This window comes from Leucobacter sp. USHLN154 (assembly GCF_037145595.1).
Classification (GTDB): domain Bacteria; phylum Actinomycetota; class Actinomycetes; order Actinomycetales; family Microbacteriaceae; genus Leucobacter; species Leucobacter alluvii.
The window spans coordinates 846,209-862,197 of record NZ_JBBCXF010000001.1; the positions used below are offsets into that span (position 1 = coordinate 846,209).

12 protein-coding genes are annotated in these 15,989 nt (G+C 70.5%); 7 read left to right on the forward strand and 5 right to left on the reverse strand.

All coding sequences use genetic code 11. From position 1 onward, the window contains the following. Positions 1 to 6 precede the first annotated feature (6 nt). Entirely contained in the window at positions 7 to 1,713 is a 1,707-nt protein-coding gene (gene cydD, locus WFH23_RS03965) for a thiol reductant ABC exporter subunit CydD (protein WP_336661635.1), read from the forward strand. Continuing rightward, positions 1,713 to 3,425 carry a thiol reductant ABC exporter subunit CydC gene (gene cydC, locus WFH23_RS03970; RefSeq protein ID WP_336661636.1) on the forward strand — a complete coding sequence of 571 codons (1,713 nt, stop codon included), beginning with the start codon at positions 1,713 to 1,715 and terminating at the stop codon, positions 3,423 to 3,425. The genes cydD and cydC overlap by 1 nt, the downstream gene beginning before the upstream one ends. Here cydC and WFH23_RS03975 read toward each other — a convergent pair. Both WFH23_RS03975 and WFH23_RS03980 read right to left on the reverse strand, forming a co-directional pair. Continuing rightward, on the reverse strand, positions 3,400 to 4,218 hold the full coding sequence (locus tag WFH23_RS03975; protein WP_336661637.1) for an aminotransferase class IV: 819 nt from the start codon (positions 4,216 to 4,218) through the stop codon (positions 3,400 to 3,402). The genes cydC and WFH23_RS03975 overlap by 26 nt on opposite strands. Continuing rightward, complete coding sequence (locus tag WFH23_RS03980; protein ID WP_090148498.1) at positions 4,215 to 4,937, reverse strand: maleylpyruvate isomerase N-terminal domain-containing protein; 723 nt, start codon at positions 4,935 to 4,937, stop codon at positions 4,215 to 4,217. Before WFH23_RS03980 ends, WFH23_RS03975 begins: the two co-directional genes overlap by 4 nt. Before the next feature lie 34 nt (positions 4,938 to 4,971). Between WFH23_RS03980 and WFH23_RS03985 the strand changes: the two genes are divergently transcribed. Next, complete coding sequence (locus WFH23_RS03985; protein WP_336661638.1) at positions 4,972 to 6,390, forward strand: anthranilate synthase component I family protein; 1,419 nt, start codon at positions 4,972 to 4,974, stop codon at positions 6,388 to 6,390. Positions 6,391 to 6,411: 21 nt separating this feature from the next. On the opposite strand, the gene WFH23_RS03990 is transcribed toward WFH23_RS03985, so the two are convergent. Then, positions 6,412 to 6,951 (reverse strand): SRPBCC domain-containing protein, encoded by a 540-nt coding sequence (locus tag WFH23_RS03990; RefSeq protein ID WP_336661639.1) that lies wholly within the window; start codon positions 6,949 to 6,951, stop codon positions 6,412 to 6,414. Positions 6,952 to 7,199: 248 nt separating this feature from the next. On the opposite strand from WFH23_RS03990, the gene leuS reads away from it, so the two are divergent. From leuS to holA, 4 genes are all read left to right on the forward strand, one after another. Beyond that, a complete protein-coding gene (gene leuS, locus WFH23_RS03995) occupies positions 7,200 to 9,740 on the forward strand; it encodes a leucine--tRNA ligase (protein WP_336661640.1) in 2,541 nt (846 codons plus the stop codon). Between the two features lie 242 nt (positions 9,741 to 9,982). Continuing rightward, the gene (locus tag WFH23_RS04000; protein ID WP_336661641.1) at positions 9,983 to 10,969 is read left to right on the forward strand and encodes a ComEA family DNA-binding protein; all 987 of its coding nucleotides are present in this window, start codon (positions 9,983 to 9,985) and stop codon (positions 10,967 to 10,969) included. Next, complete coding sequence (locus WFH23_RS04005; protein WP_336661642.1) at positions 10,966 to 13,491, forward strand: ComEC/Rec2 family competence protein; 2,526 nt, start codon at positions 10,966 to 10,968, stop codon at positions 13,489 to 13,491. Before WFH23_RS04000 ends, WFH23_RS04005 begins: the two co-directional genes overlap by 4 nt. Positions 13,492 to 13,500: 9 nt before the next feature. Then, positions 13,501 to 14,532 carry a DNA polymerase III subunit delta gene (gene holA / locus WFH23_RS04010; RefSeq protein WP_336661643.1) on the forward strand — a complete coding sequence of 344 codons (1,032 nt, stop codon included), beginning with the start codon at positions 13,501 to 13,503 and terminating at the stop codon, positions 14,530 to 14,532. A 74-nt stretch (positions 14,533 to 14,606) separates the two neighbouring features. On the opposite strand, the gene rpsT is transcribed toward holA, so the two are convergent. Then, complete coding sequence (gene rpsT / locus WFH23_RS04015) at positions 14,607 to 14,867, reverse strand: 30S ribosomal protein S20 (protein ID WP_200329152.1); 261 nt, start codon at positions 14,865 to 14,867, stop codon at positions 14,607 to 14,609. A 170-nt stretch (positions 14,868 to 15,037) separates the two neighbouring features. Next, entirely contained in the window at positions 15,038 to 15,955 is a 918-nt protein-coding gene (locus WFH23_RS04020) for an MOSC domain-containing protein (protein WP_336661644.1), read from the reverse strand. Positions 15,956 to 15,989 lie beyond the last annotated feature (34 nt).

The window sequence follows — 15,989 nt, forward strand, 5'->3', positions numbered from 1 at the left end:
AACCTCGTGAAACCCTTCGACCCGAGATTGCTCCGGTATGCGCGCGCTGCGCGCGGCGTGCTGATCATCGGCGCCGGGCTCGGTCTGCTGCGCACCTGCGCGGTGCTGGCCTGGGCGTGGTGCCTGGCGCAGGCAGTTACCGCTGCAGCCCTTCCCGTGATGGACGGCATTCCCGGGGTGCGGGGCAGAATCGACGAGGGAGCGTTCGATACCGACCAGCTTCCCTGGCTCATGCTCGGCGCGCTGGTCGCTGTGTGCGCGCGTTCCATCGCCGGTTGGGGCATGGACGCCGTCGCGGCGCGCGGTGCGGTCCGCGTGAAAGCTCAGCTCCGAGCGGCGGCGCTCGATGCGCTCGACGCCCGCTCGCCCCAGCGGGATGACGGGCCGGGCGACGCCGAACTGGCGACGTCGCTCGGCCGCGGGCTGGACGCGCTCGACGGCTACTTCTCCGGGTACATCCCGCAGCTCCTGCTCACGGGTGTCGCCACTCCCATCCTCATCCTCGCCGTCCTGCTCGCAGATCCGCTCAGCGGCCTGATCGTGGTCGTGGTGTTCCCGATCATCCCGGTCTTCATGATCCTCATCGGTCTTGCGACGCAGGCAGTGCAGGATCGGCAGTGGGAGCAGTTGCAGCGCCTCTCATCGTCATTCCTGGACGTCGTTGCCGGCCTCGCCACTCTGCGGATCTTCGGCAGGCAGGGCCGGCAGGTCGCGCGCATCACCCGCGAGACCGATGAGTACCGCTCGCGCACCATGAGCGTGCTGCGCGTCACCTTCCTCTCGGGATTCGTGCTCGATCTCGCCGGCACCTTCTCGATCGCGCTCGTCGCGGTGACGGTCGGAACCCGGCTGGTGAGCGGCGAGTTCCCCCTCGGGCTCGGACTCTTCGTGCTGCTGCTGCTCCCCGAGACCTTCGTGCCGATCCGGCAGGTCGGTGCTGCGTTCCACGCATCGACCGAAGGCCTGGCGGCTGCGTCGCGGGTCTTCGCGATCATCGAGGCGGCTGATTCGCGCCCGAACGGGGCAGCATCCTCTGAGTGCGGTGACGCTCGCGACGCGCGGCGCTCGGCTGACGGGCGACAGCCCGGACTGAGTTTCGACGCGGTCAGCGTCGCCAGGGGAGGCCGGCGCGTCGTCGGCCCCGTATCGTTCGATGTCGCTCCAGGAGAGATGGTGGCGATGTCCGGACCATCCGGCGCCGGAAAATCGACGTTGGTCGCGGTGCTGCTCGGCTTCGTCGAGCCAATCCGCGGGCGTATCGTCGCACCCGGTGCGCTCGCGTGGTCGGGCCAGCGTCCCGGCCTGCTGCACGGCAGCATCGCCGAGAACGTGGCGCTCGGGTCGGACGAACCCGATCGCGCGCTCGCGCGGCGCGCGCTCGACGCCGTCGGTCTCGAGCACCTCGACCTCGGCCTCGAACTGGGCGTCGCAGGCGCCGGCGTGTCCGGTGGTCAGGCCCAGCGCATCGCCGTGGCCAGGGCGCTGTATCGAGCATGGCGGCTCGACTGCGGCGCGCTCGTGCTCGATGAGCCCAGCTCTGCCTTGGACTCGTCGAGCGAGGCGTTGGTGTGCGCCGCTCTTCGCGCGGAGGCGGATGCCGGGCGGGCCGTGCTCGTCGTCAGCCATCGGGAAGCGGTGCACCGGGCAGCCGATCGCGTGGTGCGCATCGATGCGAGTCATCCGGAGCCGAGCATTGCGGGGGTGGACGCCTGATGCGCGCGATGCAGACCGAAGCGGTCACCCGTCGGCAGCGGCGGGCAATACTCGATCGGGCCATGCCGAGCCGGTCGCGGCGTCTTCCCGGCATTCTGCTCGGAGTGCTGGCAGATGCGAGCGTCGTCGGCCTGCTCGGGCTGAGCATGTGGCTGATCGTGCGGGCGGGGGAGCAGCCCCCGATCCTCCATCTCACGTTCGCGATCGTCGGCGTGCGAGCGCTCGCGATCGGTCGCGCCGCCTTCCGGTACGCCGAGCGGCTCACGAGCCACGATGCGGCGCTCGCTCAGCTCGCCGTGCTGCGGTCGCGCACCTTCGCGTCACTCGTGCCGCGGGTGCCGGGCGCACTGGAATCGCACCGGCGGGGAGAAGTGCTCGCAGCGTTCGTCGATGACGTCGACCAGCTGCAGGACGAAGCGCTGCGGGTGCGCCAGCCGCTCATCGTGAGCGGCATCGTCACAGGTCTGAGCGTGATGCTCGTCGCACTCATATCGGTGCCGGCCGCGCTCGTGCTGCTCGGCGCGCTCGTGATCGGCGGCGGCGTGGCAGTCGCGCTGGCGAACCGGCTCTCCGGCGCGCAGGATCGGGAGCTGAGCGCCGCACGAGCCGCAGTCGTCGACGCGCTGCTCGAGCGCTTCTCCGCGGGCGAGGTGCTCCTGGCCTTCGACGCCGTCGAGATGCAGCGCGCGCGGATCGCCGCTGCCGAGCAGCGCCTCGCGACCCTCCAGCTCCGCCGCGCGCGCTCGGCCGGCCTCACGGCTGCCGTCCTCGGGTGTGCTGCCGGAGCGGCCTCGCTCCTCGCGATCGTCGCGATGCTGCCGACGTTGGGCGAGGGGCTCTCCGCGCCGCTTTTCGCTGCTGCCGTCGTCGTTCCCGCCGCCGTCTTCGAGGTCTTCGCGCAGGTTCCCGCAGCTCTGTCTGCCAGGCGCACGGTGCAGGCGAGCGCCGATCGCGTCGCCGATCTCACGGAGGGCGCGCTGCCGAGCGAACTCGTCGCCGACTCGGGAGATGCCGATGAACTGTCTCCGGTGGGGTGCGAAGCGGTTCGCGCCCCCGTCGGAGCGCCGCTGATCGAAGTGCGCGGGCTCGCCGCCAGGTACCCGGGGGCCGCGAGCGATGCGATCAGCGGCGTCGATTTCGTTCTCGATGCGGGCGAGACGCTCGTCGTTCGCGGCGCGAGCGGAGCGGGCAAGAGCACCCTCGCGCTCGCCCTGGTGAGATTCCTCGAATCGCGCGGGGAGTACCGCGTGCGAGGCCTCGATGCACGGGCGCTGCCTGCCGACGCCGTGCGCGAGATCGTGGGTCTCTGCGAGCAGCGGCCGTACCTCTTCGACTCCGATCTGCGCCAGAATCTCAAGTTCGCCCGCGACAGCGAGGAGCGCGGTACCGCGAATGACGACGATCTCTGGGCGGTGCTGGATCGCGTCGGTCTCGCCGAGTGGGCGCTCGAGCGCGGCGGCCTCGATGCGCGGCTGGGTGCGGACGGAGCATGGATCTCCGGCGGTCAGGCGCAGCGGATCGCGCTCGCCCGCGCCATCCTGGCCGATTTCCCGGTCGTCGTGCTCGACGAGCCGACCGCGGGCGTGGATCGCGAGCTCGCCGACCGACTGGTGCTCGACCTGCTGGGGGCAGTGCCCGATGATCGGGCGGTGATCCTCATCACCCATACCGAGCTGCCGCAGGAGATCAGCGCCTCGCGCGTGGATCTGTGATCGGCTCCCAGCGGCGATCGAGCATCTCGCGGAAGTGCGCCAGTCGTTCCTGATCGTGCGGTGCGCAACGGGCACCGTCGAGGTGCGACACCGGTCGGATGCCGTGGAGGGCGTTGACCGCCCAGACCTCGTGGTGCAGCAGCTCGTTCAGCGTCGCGACCCGCGGCTCGAGCTCGGCAGCATCGCGAATGAGTGCTTCCGTGACCGACGGGACGCGGTCGGGGAGTGCAGAAACGGCGCCCCGGTGCGTTTCGCGGTTCCACCAGATCAGGCTGGTCGTCGCTCCCTCGAGCACGCGACCGTCGCGATCGAGGAGGAGCGGCTCGGCCCCGAGCTCGTGCCTGAGTGCGGCGTAGCTGGCGATGTTGGGCCCCTTGCGGCGAGCGCGCGGCAGCGGCCCGCTCGGACACGATCGGAGTGCGATCGTGAGCTGCAACTGCGGCAGTTTCCGGATCGCGAGAGCGAGTCGGGGTTCGCGAATGCTGTCGCTCGGGCCGGGTTCCCACAGTTCGAACCGAGGAAACCCGTCACCGCTTCTCGCGAGTCGGCTCCGCGCCGAATCGAGAAACGCGGAGACGCGACCGCTGACCTCCGCGGGGTTCGCCTCTGCCGACGCGTCGAGCCAGGCGGCGTGGGCCGTCTGCGCGAAGCGCTCGAGGTGGCGCGCGAAACCGCGCACCGCTGCGCCGACGTGTGCACCCGCTTCACCGCCCCTGACCGCTCCGCGCACGCGGAACGAGTCGGCGGCGAGAAGCCTGCCCGTGGCCCCGTCGGTGGCGCTCTCCGGGGTCACCGATCCCGGTCCCGACTCTGGGCACTCGTGCTGCGATCTTCACGCGGGCGCGCGAGCACGGAATAGCCCGATCGAAGCTCCCCGCGTCCCGTAAGGGCCCGCAGCACCTCCCGGCCGTCTCCGTTGCCGACCGCGAGGGCTCCGGCGAGCCGCATCGTGCTCAGAAGCGGAGCGGTCGGAGGCTCGGCGAACTCGTCGGGCGGGCCCGTTCGGGTGCTCGCGGTGTCAGACGCGGCGCGCACCGCCTCGCAGATGTCGAGACCGTGCACGATCAGCTCGAAGGTGCGAGTCCGCAGGTACGCGCTCAATCGCATCCCGCCGACGACCGTGCTGACGATCGGGTCTCCGGCGTCTCGCACGGCGCCGAGTACGCGAGCAGCGATCTCGGCGAAGCGCAGAGCCGGGTCCTCGCCGAGCGCCGTGCCCGCCTCGACGCCGCGGGCGCTCACCGAAGCGCCGCTCGCCGCAGTCGCGTCGGACGCACGGGCGAAGTACTGCTCCGCGCCCCCGACGGCATCGACCTCGAGCGGTGCGGCGAGCCCCCGCTCGACCGTGAGGAGCGCGCGACTCGTGTGCCCGACGAGCGCGCGCAGATCCCAATCGCCGAGTCCAGGGGCACGCCAGCGAGTATCCGGCACGCCGTCGACCACGCTCACAGCCCACGCGGTGGCGGCAGCGAACTCCGTGCGCGACTCAACGATCCCGTCTCCCTCGTGCATGTCGTGAGCGTAGCACCGGCGGTACGCTGAGACGATGCCCGATCCGATGCGTGAACCGGTCGCTCGCGCCGTGCGTGCGCGCGTGAGCGCCGTCGAGATCGCACGTCGCTTCGCCGACACCGGGTCGCCCTGGTTCTGGTTCGACGGAGCCGGGGCAGCACCGGGGGAGCCGCGGGTGTCGACGCTCGGGATCGCGGGCGAGGTGCGCCTTGCCGCCCCGGGGGGCGAACGCGCCTTCCTCTCGGATCTGCGGGACGCGTCGGACGCCGTGTCGCCCGCCGGTGACCACGCCTCGGACACCGCTGGAGACGCGCCGGTATGCGGCGCCCGTCGGGCAGCCGTCGGTTTCGCAGGGGGATGGGTCATCGCGCTCACCTACGAATTCGGCGTCGCGCTCCTCGGGCCCCCCGTGGCGTCGGATGTGGAGCCCGGGACCCCCGCCGACCCTGCCGCCGTTGCGCTCCGGTGCGATGTGGTCGTGGCCGTCGATCACGACTCCGGAGCCGTCGAATTGCGCGGACCGAGCACCGCCGCGGTCGATGCGTGGCTCGCGGAGCACGGAGAGCATCTGCGCGCCCGGGAGCGAGGAGCGGAGATGCCGGCGCCGGCGTCTGATCCCGAAGCATCCCCGGCCCAGTGGCGCAGCGGGGATGCCGACTACGCCGCGGCGGTCGAACGCTGCCGGGACGCCATCCGGGCGGGCGACGCCTACGTGCTCTGCCTGACCGACACCGCCGAGGCCACGGGAGTGTTCGACGCCATCGAGGTGTACCGACGCTTGAGCGGGTCAGGAGCGCCGGTGCGGGGCGGAATCGTCGACGCGGGCTCGCACGTGCTCGTCAGCGCGAGCCCGGAGCGGTTTCTCTCGGTCCGCGGTGCGACGGTCTCGACGCACCCGATCAAGGGCACCCGTCGTCGAGGAGGGTCGCCGAGCAGTGATCGTGCGCTCGCGGCAGCACTCGCGGCCGATCCGAAGGAGCGCGCGGAGAACCTGATGATCGTCGACCTGATGCGCAACGACCTGAGTCGCGTGTGCGAGCCGGGCTCGGTGCGCGTCGACCGGTTTCTCGATATCGAGACCCACGCTCATGTGCATCAGCTCGTGAGCACGGTCTCCGGCACCTTGGCGGGCGGCCAGGGCATCTGGGACGCCATCGTCGCCGCGTTTCCCGGCGGTTCCATGACGGGTGCCCCGAAGCTCCGGGCCGTGCAGCTGCTGCAGCGGTTGGAGGGCGGGCCGCGCGGGTTCTACTCCGGGTGCTTCGGGTGGATCGATCGCCGGGGCGACGCGGAGCTCGCGATGACGATTCGCAGCGTCGAGATGCGGCGGGGCGATCGGCCTGCGGTCGCTGTCGGCGCCGGGGGAGGCATCACCATCGATTCAGTCGCCGCCGACGAGGTCGCGGAGAAGCACCTCAAGGCCGCCGCGCTGCTCTCTGCGCTCGCCCGCTGATCGGACTCGGGCGCGGCCCGCTCAGACCTCGCGCTCGACCAGTGCCGCGAGTGCCGCGGTCACCATCGTCCAGCCGTCGACGAAGCCGAGCTCCTCATGCCTCGCGCGGTCGTCCGCGCTCGCATGACGCGCCGTGGCCCGGTACGCCGTGCCCTCCGGGTGGTCGGTGAGGGTGAACTCGGCGGTCACGGCAACGGGTGCCGGAGAGGCGGGCCGCCACTGGGCGTCGAGCGCATTCGTGAAGACGATGCGCTTCGAGGCCTCGACGGTCACGAACACGGCATTCATGTGCGGCTCGAAGGCCCTTCCGCCCTCGCTCATGCTCGTGATGAGCGCGCCGCCCGGCACGAGTTCGAGCCGTTCGACGCGTGCCGTCATGGGGGCGGGGATCCACCAGCGGGCCAGGCGATCCGGATCCGTCCACGCGCGCCACACGATCGCACGGGGAGCGCGGATGATGCGCGTGATCGAGAGATCGCGCTCCGCATCGAATGCGGCGGCGAACGGCGTCTCGACGGGCGACGGCTCGATCGTCTCATCGGGCTGTGGCGAGAGTGACATGCGAGCTCCTCTGCTGCGCGCCCGGCTCGCGTATCCGAGTGGGCGGCGGATCGCCGGGGTGCTGCCCAGTATGCGCCCAGCGCGGTGACCCCGCCACCCCGCCGGCGCGCGACGCCTCGCCGCTCCGCCGCCGGCGCCGCACCGCTCAGCGCGCGGGCGCTGGGCGCTCCACCCGCTCGGTACCGGGTATTCTGGTCGGAAGTGTGCGCTCGCGAACGCGGGCGATTCGAACCGAGATCGAGGTATGTGTGACCGAGCAGCAGGAGCGCGACGCCGAGGGCTATGACTTCCAGGCGATCCAGGACCGCTGGCTTCCCGTGTGGGACGAGCTGAAGCCGTTCGAGGTCGACACCGAGGGAGCCTCCGCCCCCGGGGCAGCGCGCCCCAAGAAGTACGTGCTCGACATGTTCCCGTACCCATCGGGCGATCTGCACATGGGGCACGCAGAAGCGTTCTGCTTCGGCGACGTGCTCGCACGCTATTGGCGCGGACGCGGCTACGACGTGCTGCACCCGATCGGGTGGGACTCCTTCGGGCTGCCCGCCGAGAATGCGGCCATCAAGCGCGGGGTGGATCCCCGGGAGTGGACGTACGCCAACATCGCGCAGCAGAAGGCCTCGTTCCGGCTCTACGCGCCCTCCTTCGATTGGAGCCGCGTGCTCCACACGAGCGACCCCGAGTACTACAAGTGGAACCAGTGGCTCTTCTTGAAGATGTACGAGAAGGGTCTCGCCTACCGCAAAGCGAGCTGGGTCAACTGGGATCCGGTCGATCAGACCGTGCTCGCGAACGAGCAGGTGCTCGCGGACGGCACCTCCGAGCGCTCGGGCGCCATGGTCGTGAAGAAGAAGCTGACGCAGTGGTACTTCCGCATCACCGACTACGCGGATCGCCTGCTCGACGATCTCGACGCGCTCGAGGGTCATTGGCCCACCAAGGTGCTCAACATGCAGCGCAACTGGATCGGGCGCTCGCGCGGGGCCGAGGTCGAGTTCGAGATCGAGGGCCGTGAGGAGAAGGTTCCGGTCTTCACGACGCGCCCCGATACGCTGCACGGCGCGACCTTCATGGTGGTCGCCCCCGACGCCGACCTCGCGGCGGAGCTCGCAGCGGGCGCCTCGGAAGAGGTGCGCAGGAATTTCCAGGAGTACCTGGCCCAGACGCAGAAGCAGACGGAGATCGAGCGGCAGAGCGCGGATCGTGAGAAGACCGGCGTCTTCCTGGACCACTTCGCGGTGAACCCGGTCAACGGGGAGCGCATTCCCGTGTGGGCCTCCGACTACGTGCTCGCCGATTACGGGCACGGCGCGATCATGGCGGTACCGGCGCACGATCAGCGAGACCTCGATTTCGCGCTGAAGTTCGACCTGCCCGTGCGCGTGGTCGTCGACGTGCGCGACGCCGACGGCGCCGCCCTGCCCGATCCCGCGGAGAGCGGCGTCGCGACGGCCGGCGAAGGGGTGCTCGTCAACTCGGGCGAGCTCGACGGGCTGCCGAAGACCGAAGCGATCGCCCGCGCGGTCGAGGTGCTCGAGGAACGCGGCACCGGTCGCGCGTCGACCACGTACCGGTTGCGCGACTGGCTGATCTCGCGGCAGCGCTACTGGGGCACGCCGATCCCGATTCTCCATCACGAGAACGGCGAGATGCGCCCGGTCGATTCCGAGGCGCTGCCCGTACAGCTGCCGGCCTCCGAGGGGCTGGACCTCAAGCCGAAGGGAGCGTCACCGCTCGGTGCCGCCACGGAGTGGGCGACGGTCGTCGATCCCGAGACCGGCGAGACCTGGACGCGCGACCCCGACACGATGGACACCTTCGTCGACAGCTCGTGGTACTACCTGCGCTTCCTGTCGGCGAACGATGCGACGCAGGCGTTCGACCCGGAGCTCGTCAACGCCTGGGGGCCGATCGACCAGTACGCGGGCGGTGTCGAGCACGCGATTCTGCACCTGCTGTACTCGCGCTTCATCACGAAGGTGCTGCACGATCTCGGTTACCTCGACTTCGACGAGCCGTTCACCGCGCTGCTGAACCAGGGCATGGTGCTGCAGGACGGTGCGAAGATGTCGAAGTCGAAGGGCAATCTCGTCGAGTTCGCGAGCGAGCTCAAGGCGCACGGTGCCGACGCGTTGCGCGTGACGCTCGCGTTCGCGGGGCCGCCAGAAGACGACATCGACTGGGCGGACGTGTCAGTGCAGGGCTCGGCGAAATTCCTCGCCCGGGCTTGGCGCGTCGTCGACGACGTGCAGACGGCGGGTGCGCCGCGCGGGGCAGCGTTCTCCGAGGGCGACGCCGGGCTCCGGAGAGCCACGCACCGCCTGCTCGCCGATGCGCCGGGGCTCATCGAGGCCTACAAATTCAACGTGGTCGTCGCGCGCCTCATGGAGCAGGTGAACGTGACCCGCAAGGCGATCGACTCGGGCGTCGGCGCCGCGAATCCCGCGGTGCGCGAGTCGGCCGAGGCGATCACCGTCATCCTCTCGCTCTTCGCGCCCTACGCCGCCGAGGACATGTGGGCGAAGCTCGGGTTCGAGCCGAGCGTCGCGCTCGTGGAGTGGCCGGTCGCCGATGCGGCACTGCTCGTCGAGGACGAGGTCACGATGGTCGTGCAGGTGGACGGCAAGGTGCGGGATCGCCTGACGCTCCCAGCGTCGGTGTCTGAGGCCGAGGCCGAGGCGGCTGCCCGTGCGTCGGCCGCGGTGCAGCGCGCGATCGGAGACCGACAGGTCGTCAATGTGATCGTGCGCGTGCCGAAGATCGTCAGCATCGCGACGAAGCCGGCCGCCTAGCGCGGGCTCCCGCTCTCTTTCCTCCTTCGCGCTGCGAGCGGGGTCACTGTTGGTGCGTGTCGGACCCATGACACGCACCAACAGTGACCCCGCTCACATGAGATGGGATGGATGAGTGCGTGGGGTGAATGATGGAGCGCGTACTCCGCTCACAAGGGAGCGCCAGCGGCCGTAGGTGCTGACCTTTCCACTGCTGGCGACGAAGCGGCAGCGCGGGCGCGCTCGCGACCTAGCGTGTTCGCATGCGGAAGCACGAAGCACCCGATGGCACTGGCGGGCTCGCCGAGCCCGGCGAGTCGGGCGAGCCCGGTGAAGCGGGCGGTGAAGCGGGCGGCGACGCCGACCTGAACACGCGCCCACTCCTCTCCAGTGAGGCAGTGCTGTCGCGGGGGCATTGGCAGGCGAGCGACCGGACGAACGCGCGGGCCGCGCCGGCGCTCCGGTGGGAGCCGAGCACGAGGATCGGGGAGCGGATACGCCGCGGGATCGCAGTGCCAGTGACCGTCGGAGCGCTGGTGTTCGTCGCGGCCATCGCGGTGGCTATCGGCATCACGATGGCTCGGGCCCACGGGGTGGCCACCGCGGGCGCGGATGCTGCGGCGAGCTCGTCTGAGACTGCGGGTGAGCAACCGGGCGGCGGGGCGACGAGCGGAGCCCAATCCGGGCCGGTGCCCGAGCACGGCGACGGCGGCGCAGATGCTTCGCGGGCGGATGTGCTGGTGCACGTGGTGGGAGAGGTGCACACCGCCGGGGTCGTCGAGCTCCCGGCGGGCTCCCGGGTTGCCGATGCGATCGACGAGGCCGGCGGAGCGACCGATGCTGCGGTGCTCGACGTCCTGAATCTCGCTCGGACGGTTGCAGACGGCGAGCAGCTGATCGTGCCCGACGCCGCGCTGGCCGCGGCTTGGAGGGCGAACCCATCGGGCGCGGCCGGGAACAGCGCCGCCGCGGGCGAGGCTGATACGAGCGCTGCTGGCCCGAGCCCAGGAGGGGTGCCTGGCGCGACGACGGGCGGCAGTGGAGCTGGAACTGGAGCGGGCGCGATCGCCCTGAACACTGCCGCGGTCGCCGATCTGGAGACCCTTCCCCGTATCGGTCCGGCCCTCGCGCAGCGCATCATCGACTGGCGCGATGCGAACGGCGGGTTCACCTCGGTGGATCAGCTGCTCGAAGTGCCCGGTATCGGGGCGAAGACGCTCGACGGGCTGCGAGACCTCGTGGTGCTATGAACGACGCATCTCGATCACCGTCGGGCCGTTGGCGCATACTCGCCCCCGCGGTCCTGGCATGGGCACTCGTGGCGAGCGCCATCTTGGTTCCGGGCTGTGGCCGGTGGCTCGCCGTCGCGGCGTTCGGCATCGGCGTCGTCGCGATCGGCTGCGTCCGTGCACGCGGGCGCGCGGTCGTCCTTCGCTGTGCGGGGATCGCCTGTGCGATGCTCGTCGTGCTCGGGGCGCGGATCGATGCGCTCGAGCAGGTGCGCGAGGATCCGCAATTCGCGCGTACCGCAACGAGCGGGCGTGCGACGACGCTCGACATCGAGCTGCGAGGTTTCCCGAAGACATCGATCGACGAGCGCGGTCGACGGTCGTCGTGGGCGCCCGCGGTCGCGCGCTCGGCCAGCGGCGACATGCCCGTCGTGCTCTGGTTCGCAGCCGACTCGCACCGCTCCGACTCGCTCCGCTCCGGTGCTGAGGAACCGGGTGACCGCAGTGGTGACGCGAACCTCTGGGGGCCGGGGACGCTCGCGCTGGCGTCTGGCACGCTCGTGTCACTCGACGCCGGTTCGTCTGCCAGGTACGGAGTCCGTGTCACATCCTTCGATGCCGTCGCGACGGACGGCGCAGACAGCGCATCGGCGACGATTCGCGCCGTCACGACGCACGCTGCAGCCCGTCTCCGCGCCGGCCTGCGCGAAGCGGCGGCCGCCGTGCCCGGCGCCGAACTGGTGCCGGGGTTCGCCGTCGGCGACACGTCGCTCGTGCCGGAGCACCTCGATCAGCAGATGCGGGAGAGCTCGCTCACTCACCTCGTGGCGGTGTCGGGCGCCAACTGCGCGCTGGTCGTGGCGGCCATCTTCACGGTGTCGGGCTGGCTCGGCGTGCCGCGTCGCGCCCGGATCGCGCTGGCAGGCTCGGCGTTGGCCGGCTTCGTGGCCGTCGTCGGGCCGGATCCGAGCGTGCAGCGGGCGGGAGTGATGGCCGCGGTCGTGCTGCTCTCATCGTTCGGGGGGAAGCGCGCCATCGCGCTTCCCGGTCTCGGGCTCGCCGTCCTCGCGCTGCTCGTGCACGATCCGTGGCAGGCGCTCCAGCCGGGATTCGCGCTCTCCGTCGCGGCGACCGCGGGAATTCTGCTGTGGGTTCCCGACGTGATGCTGCTGCTGGGACGCGTGTTCCCGAGCCCTCAGTGGGTCAGGCTTCCTGTTGCCGTCGTGATCGCCGCGCAGTTCGCGTGCGGGCCGCTGTTGCTGCTCGTGCAGTCCGGCTTTCCCGCAGCTGGGCTCGTCGCAAACGTGCTCGCAGCCCCGGCTGCCCCCTGGGGTACGGGGCTCGGGCTGCTCGCGCTCCTCGCGGCGCCGCTTCTCCCCGAGGTGTCGCACGCCTGCGTGTGGCTCGCCAGCATGCCTGCCAGCTGGGTCGTCGCAACCGCAGAGGTCACGGCTGCGCTCCCGGGAGCGAGGTGGGCGTGGCCAGGCGGGTGGGGAGGCGCCGCGCTGCTCGCAGGCGTCGAAATCGCCGTACTCGTCGCCTGGTGGCTCCTCGAGCGTCGATTCGGCGAGCACGCTGACCGGGATCCGGGTGCGCCTTCCCCTGGTGCTCCAGTGACGAGCGGGAGGACCCCGTGGGGGTGGAACGTGCCGCGCCCGCGCCGCACCGCCGTCTGGATTGCGGCGCTGCTCTGCGGTGCGCTCGGAGCATTTCTCGGGCCGACGCTCATCGCCCCGACGACCGCGCGGCTCACGACTCCGCATACCTGGAGCGTGGTCGCGTGCGACGTCGGCCAGGGTGACGCGCTGCTGCTGCGAGACCCAGGGGCCCCCGACACTGTGATGCTGGTGGACACCGGCGACGACCCGGAGCGGCTCGACTCGTGCCTGGAGCGATTCGGAGTGCACCGCATCGCGATCCTCGTGCTCACGCATGACGACCGGGACCACGTGGGCGCGCTGAGCGCGATCGTCGATCAGGTGGATCGCGCGCTCATCGCACCGAGCAATCGCGAGGATGGCGACGTGCGCCCAGTACTCACCTCGCTGCAGACGGCAGGTGTGAGCACGCAGGTGGGTGGGAGCGGCGTGATCGATGCGCTCGGAGGTCTGCACTGGGAGGTGCTGGCGCCTGAGCCGGGGGCGACTCCCGCCGATACGAACAGCGCGAGTCTCGTCCTGCGCGTGGAGGCGGGGGCGACGTCGGTGCTCCTGCTCGCCGATACGGGAGAGGATGAGCAGCTCGCGCTGCAACGGACCGGCGCCGATCTCGACGTCGACGTGGTCAAGGTGGCGCATCACGGCTCTTCTGATCACGATTCCGGCATCTTCACCGCAGCTTCTGCCGAGGTCGCACTGATCTCGGTCGGTGCGGACAACGGGTACGGGCATCCGACCGCGTCCGTCATCGAGGGTCTCCGCCGCACCAGCACCACCGTTCTGCGGACCGACGAGCTGGGGTCGATCGCCGTGAGCGGCGATCCAGGCGCGCTCGACGTCTGGGCCGAGCGCGGAGCGTCGAGCGAGGAGGAGAGTGAACGGTAGTCTGGACGGGTGGCACAGGCACGGAAGGCAGCTCCGCGAGCGGCGTCTGCGAAGACGAAGATCCCGCAGCTCGATTGGAGCGAGGCGCAGCCGGCTGCGGTCGTGCTGATCTCCGGCCCCGAGGCGTTTCTCGCGGATCGAGCGGCGCAAGCGATCCGCGCCGCACTGCTCGAGGTGAACAGCGATCTCGAGGTGCACGACGTCGACGCCGCCTCGTACACGGCGGGCGAGCTGTTCACGATCGCGAGCCCGTCACTGTTCGCAGAGCCGCGGTTGATTCGCGTCGAGGGCGTCGAGAAGTGCTCCGACGCCTTCCTCGAAGACACGAAACGGTACGTCGCAGAGCCGGCGGACGGCACGACACTGGTGCTGCGCCACGCCGGCGGTCAGCGCGGCAAAGCGCTGCTCGATCTCGTGCGCGGCGGGGCCGGCGGCGGTATCGAGGTGGTCTGCGCCGAAGTGAAGAAGGATCAGGATCGCCTCGCGTTCGTGCAGGCCGAGTTTCGCCGACTGGGCGCCCAGGTCACCCCGGGGGCGGCCCGCCAGCTCGCAGCCGCGTTCTCGGGCGGGATCGGCGAGCTCGCCGGCGCGATCGGGCAACTCGTCTCGGACGTCGGCACCAGAATCTCCGAGGATCAGGTCTCACGCGCCACCGAGGGCCGCGTCGAGACGAATGCGTTCAGAGTGGCCGACGCCGCGACGGCCGGTCGTGCGGCCGACGCTCTCGTGCTGCTCCGCCAGGCGTTCTCGACGGGAACCGATCCGATCCCGATGCTCGCCGCACTCAATATGAAGGTGCGCGCGATGGCCCGGGTCTACGGCGCCGGCGGATCCGGGGGACAGCTCGCGAAAGAGCTCGGCATGGCTCCGTGGCAGGTCGATCGGGCGCTGCGCGAAGTGCGCGGCTGGCGCGAAGAAGATCTCGCTCGTGCGATCGATCTCGCCGCAGAAACCGAGTGGCGGTTGAAGGGCGGGAGTCGGGACCCCGAGTACGCGCTCGAGAAGTATCTCTTGTTCGTAGCGAAACGCGGGCGCGTGTAGCACTGCGGGTGCAGTGCGCCAGCGCACGAAAAAGGCCCCGCCGAAGCAGGGCCTGAATCGATCGCGAATGCGAGTTAGAGCGATGCCACCTGAGCGGCGAGCTTCGACTTGCGGTTCGCGGCCTGGTTCTTGTGGATGACGCCCTTCGAGGCGGCCTTGTCCAGCTTGCGGCCGGCGGTCTTCAGCTTGGCCTCGGCTACCGACTTGTCGCCGGCTGCGATCGCCTCGCGAGCTGCGCGCACGACGGTGCGGAGTTCGCTCTTGTACGCCTTGTTGCGCTCGGTCGCCTTGCGGTTGGTCTTGATGCGCTTGATCTGCGACTTGATATTTGCCACGTTGAGATGTGTCCTTTAGATCCGGTTGACGGGTTGTTCCGCGCGGTGAGAGAGGGCACCTTACGGGTGGTGTGGTAAGAACCACACGCAAGCCAAGAACCGAGTCTAGCAGAAGCTCGGCGTCGATCCCAGTGGCCGTGCGGTCGCGGCATCGGCGCGCCGCGGCGGGACTACAGCGCGTCCGCGATCAGCTCGACGTCGTCGCCGACCCGGATGTCGCCCCAGGCGGCGCTCCCGAGCTCGGTTCCGGCGGGCATCGGGGCCGGAAGCTCGCGGGGGAGCAGGAGCGTGCCGAGCGTCGGCTCCCGTTGCCCGATGCGCCGGGTCAGGGTGGTGAGCACCCGTGCGTCGCGTGCGCCCGTCTCCGGGTTCGCATGGGTGGCGAGACACCGGACGATGGGTTCTGCCGTGCGGAACTCGAGTTCGCCGATGCGCACCGCCCCGCGCCACTCGAGCTCCTCCCAGGCCTCGACGCCGTCGATGACGATGTTCGACCGGAAGCGGCGGTCATCGAGTGCGGGGTCTGTCCCGCTGGAAGGATCGGGATCGCCCCCGGAGGCGGTGAGTTCGGGAGTGCCGCCGTCGGTTCGCTCGATCACTGCGCTGAGTGCGAGTACGCTGGCGCGGCCGTGCAGCGACACGTAGCCCTGCTCGCGATCCTGGAACCGCGCGTGCTCGCCGTCGCCGACGAGTTCGAGCGGCAGCCTGCCGGGGCGCTGCAACCGCTTCCCCTCACGCGTGCCGAGCACGAACTCGGTCACCGCATCGGAGAGGTGCTTGCGGCCGGCGTCATCGAGCGCGGCGGAGACCATGACGGAGGTGCCGCTGAAGATGGTGACGCGGCGCTCGGCAGCGTCGAACTCGAGTCGCAATGCGGCGAGGGCCGGGAAGTCCTGGAGCGCCAGGCCCTGCGCCTTCGGCCAGTAGTCGAGCCCGTCGCGCTGTTCGGGAAGCGCTGCCTCTGCGAAGCGGAAGGCGAGCACCCGGTCGCCGACGATGCGCCCGTCGCGCTGCACGGTGAGTCGTTCGCGGCGCTCCGGAGTGAATCCTTTGACGGGGTAGCGATACAGGGCGACGACGCGAGGCATCTGCATATTCTCGCAGGAACGGCCGGACTCGGGG

What these genes read in the sequence shown, in the direction of transcription:
- cydC (WP_336661636.1), top strand. Translation starts at nt 1,713, where the DNA reads ATGCGCGCGATGCAGACCGAAGCGGTCACCCGTCGGCAGCGGCGGGCA.
- WFH23_RS03980 (WP_090148498.1), bottom strand. Translation starts at nt 4,937, where the DNA reads ATGCACGAGGGAGACGGGATCGTTGAGTCGCGCACGGAGTTCGCTGCC.
- WFH23_RS03985 (WP_336661638.1), top strand. Translation starts at nt 4,972, where the DNA reads ATGCCCGATCCGATGCGTGAACCGGTCGCTCGCGCCGTGCGTGCGCGC.
- WFH23_RS03990 (WP_336661639.1), bottom strand. Translation starts at nt 6,951, where the DNA reads ATGTCACTCTCGCCACAGCCCGATGAGACGATCGAGCCGTCGCCCGTC.
- WFH23_RS04000 (WP_336661641.1), top strand. Translation starts at nt 9,983, where the DNA reads ATGCGGAAGCACGAAGCACCCGATGGCACTGGCGGGCTCGCCGAGCCC.
- WFH23_RS04005 (WP_336661642.1), top strand. Translation starts at nt 10,966, where the DNA reads ATGAACGACGCATCTCGATCACCGTCGGGCCGTTGGCGCATACTCGCC.
- WFH23_RS04020 (WP_336661644.1), bottom strand. Translation starts at nt 15,955, where the DNA reads ATGCCTCGCGTCGTCGCCCTGTATCGCTACCCCGTCAAAGGATTCACT.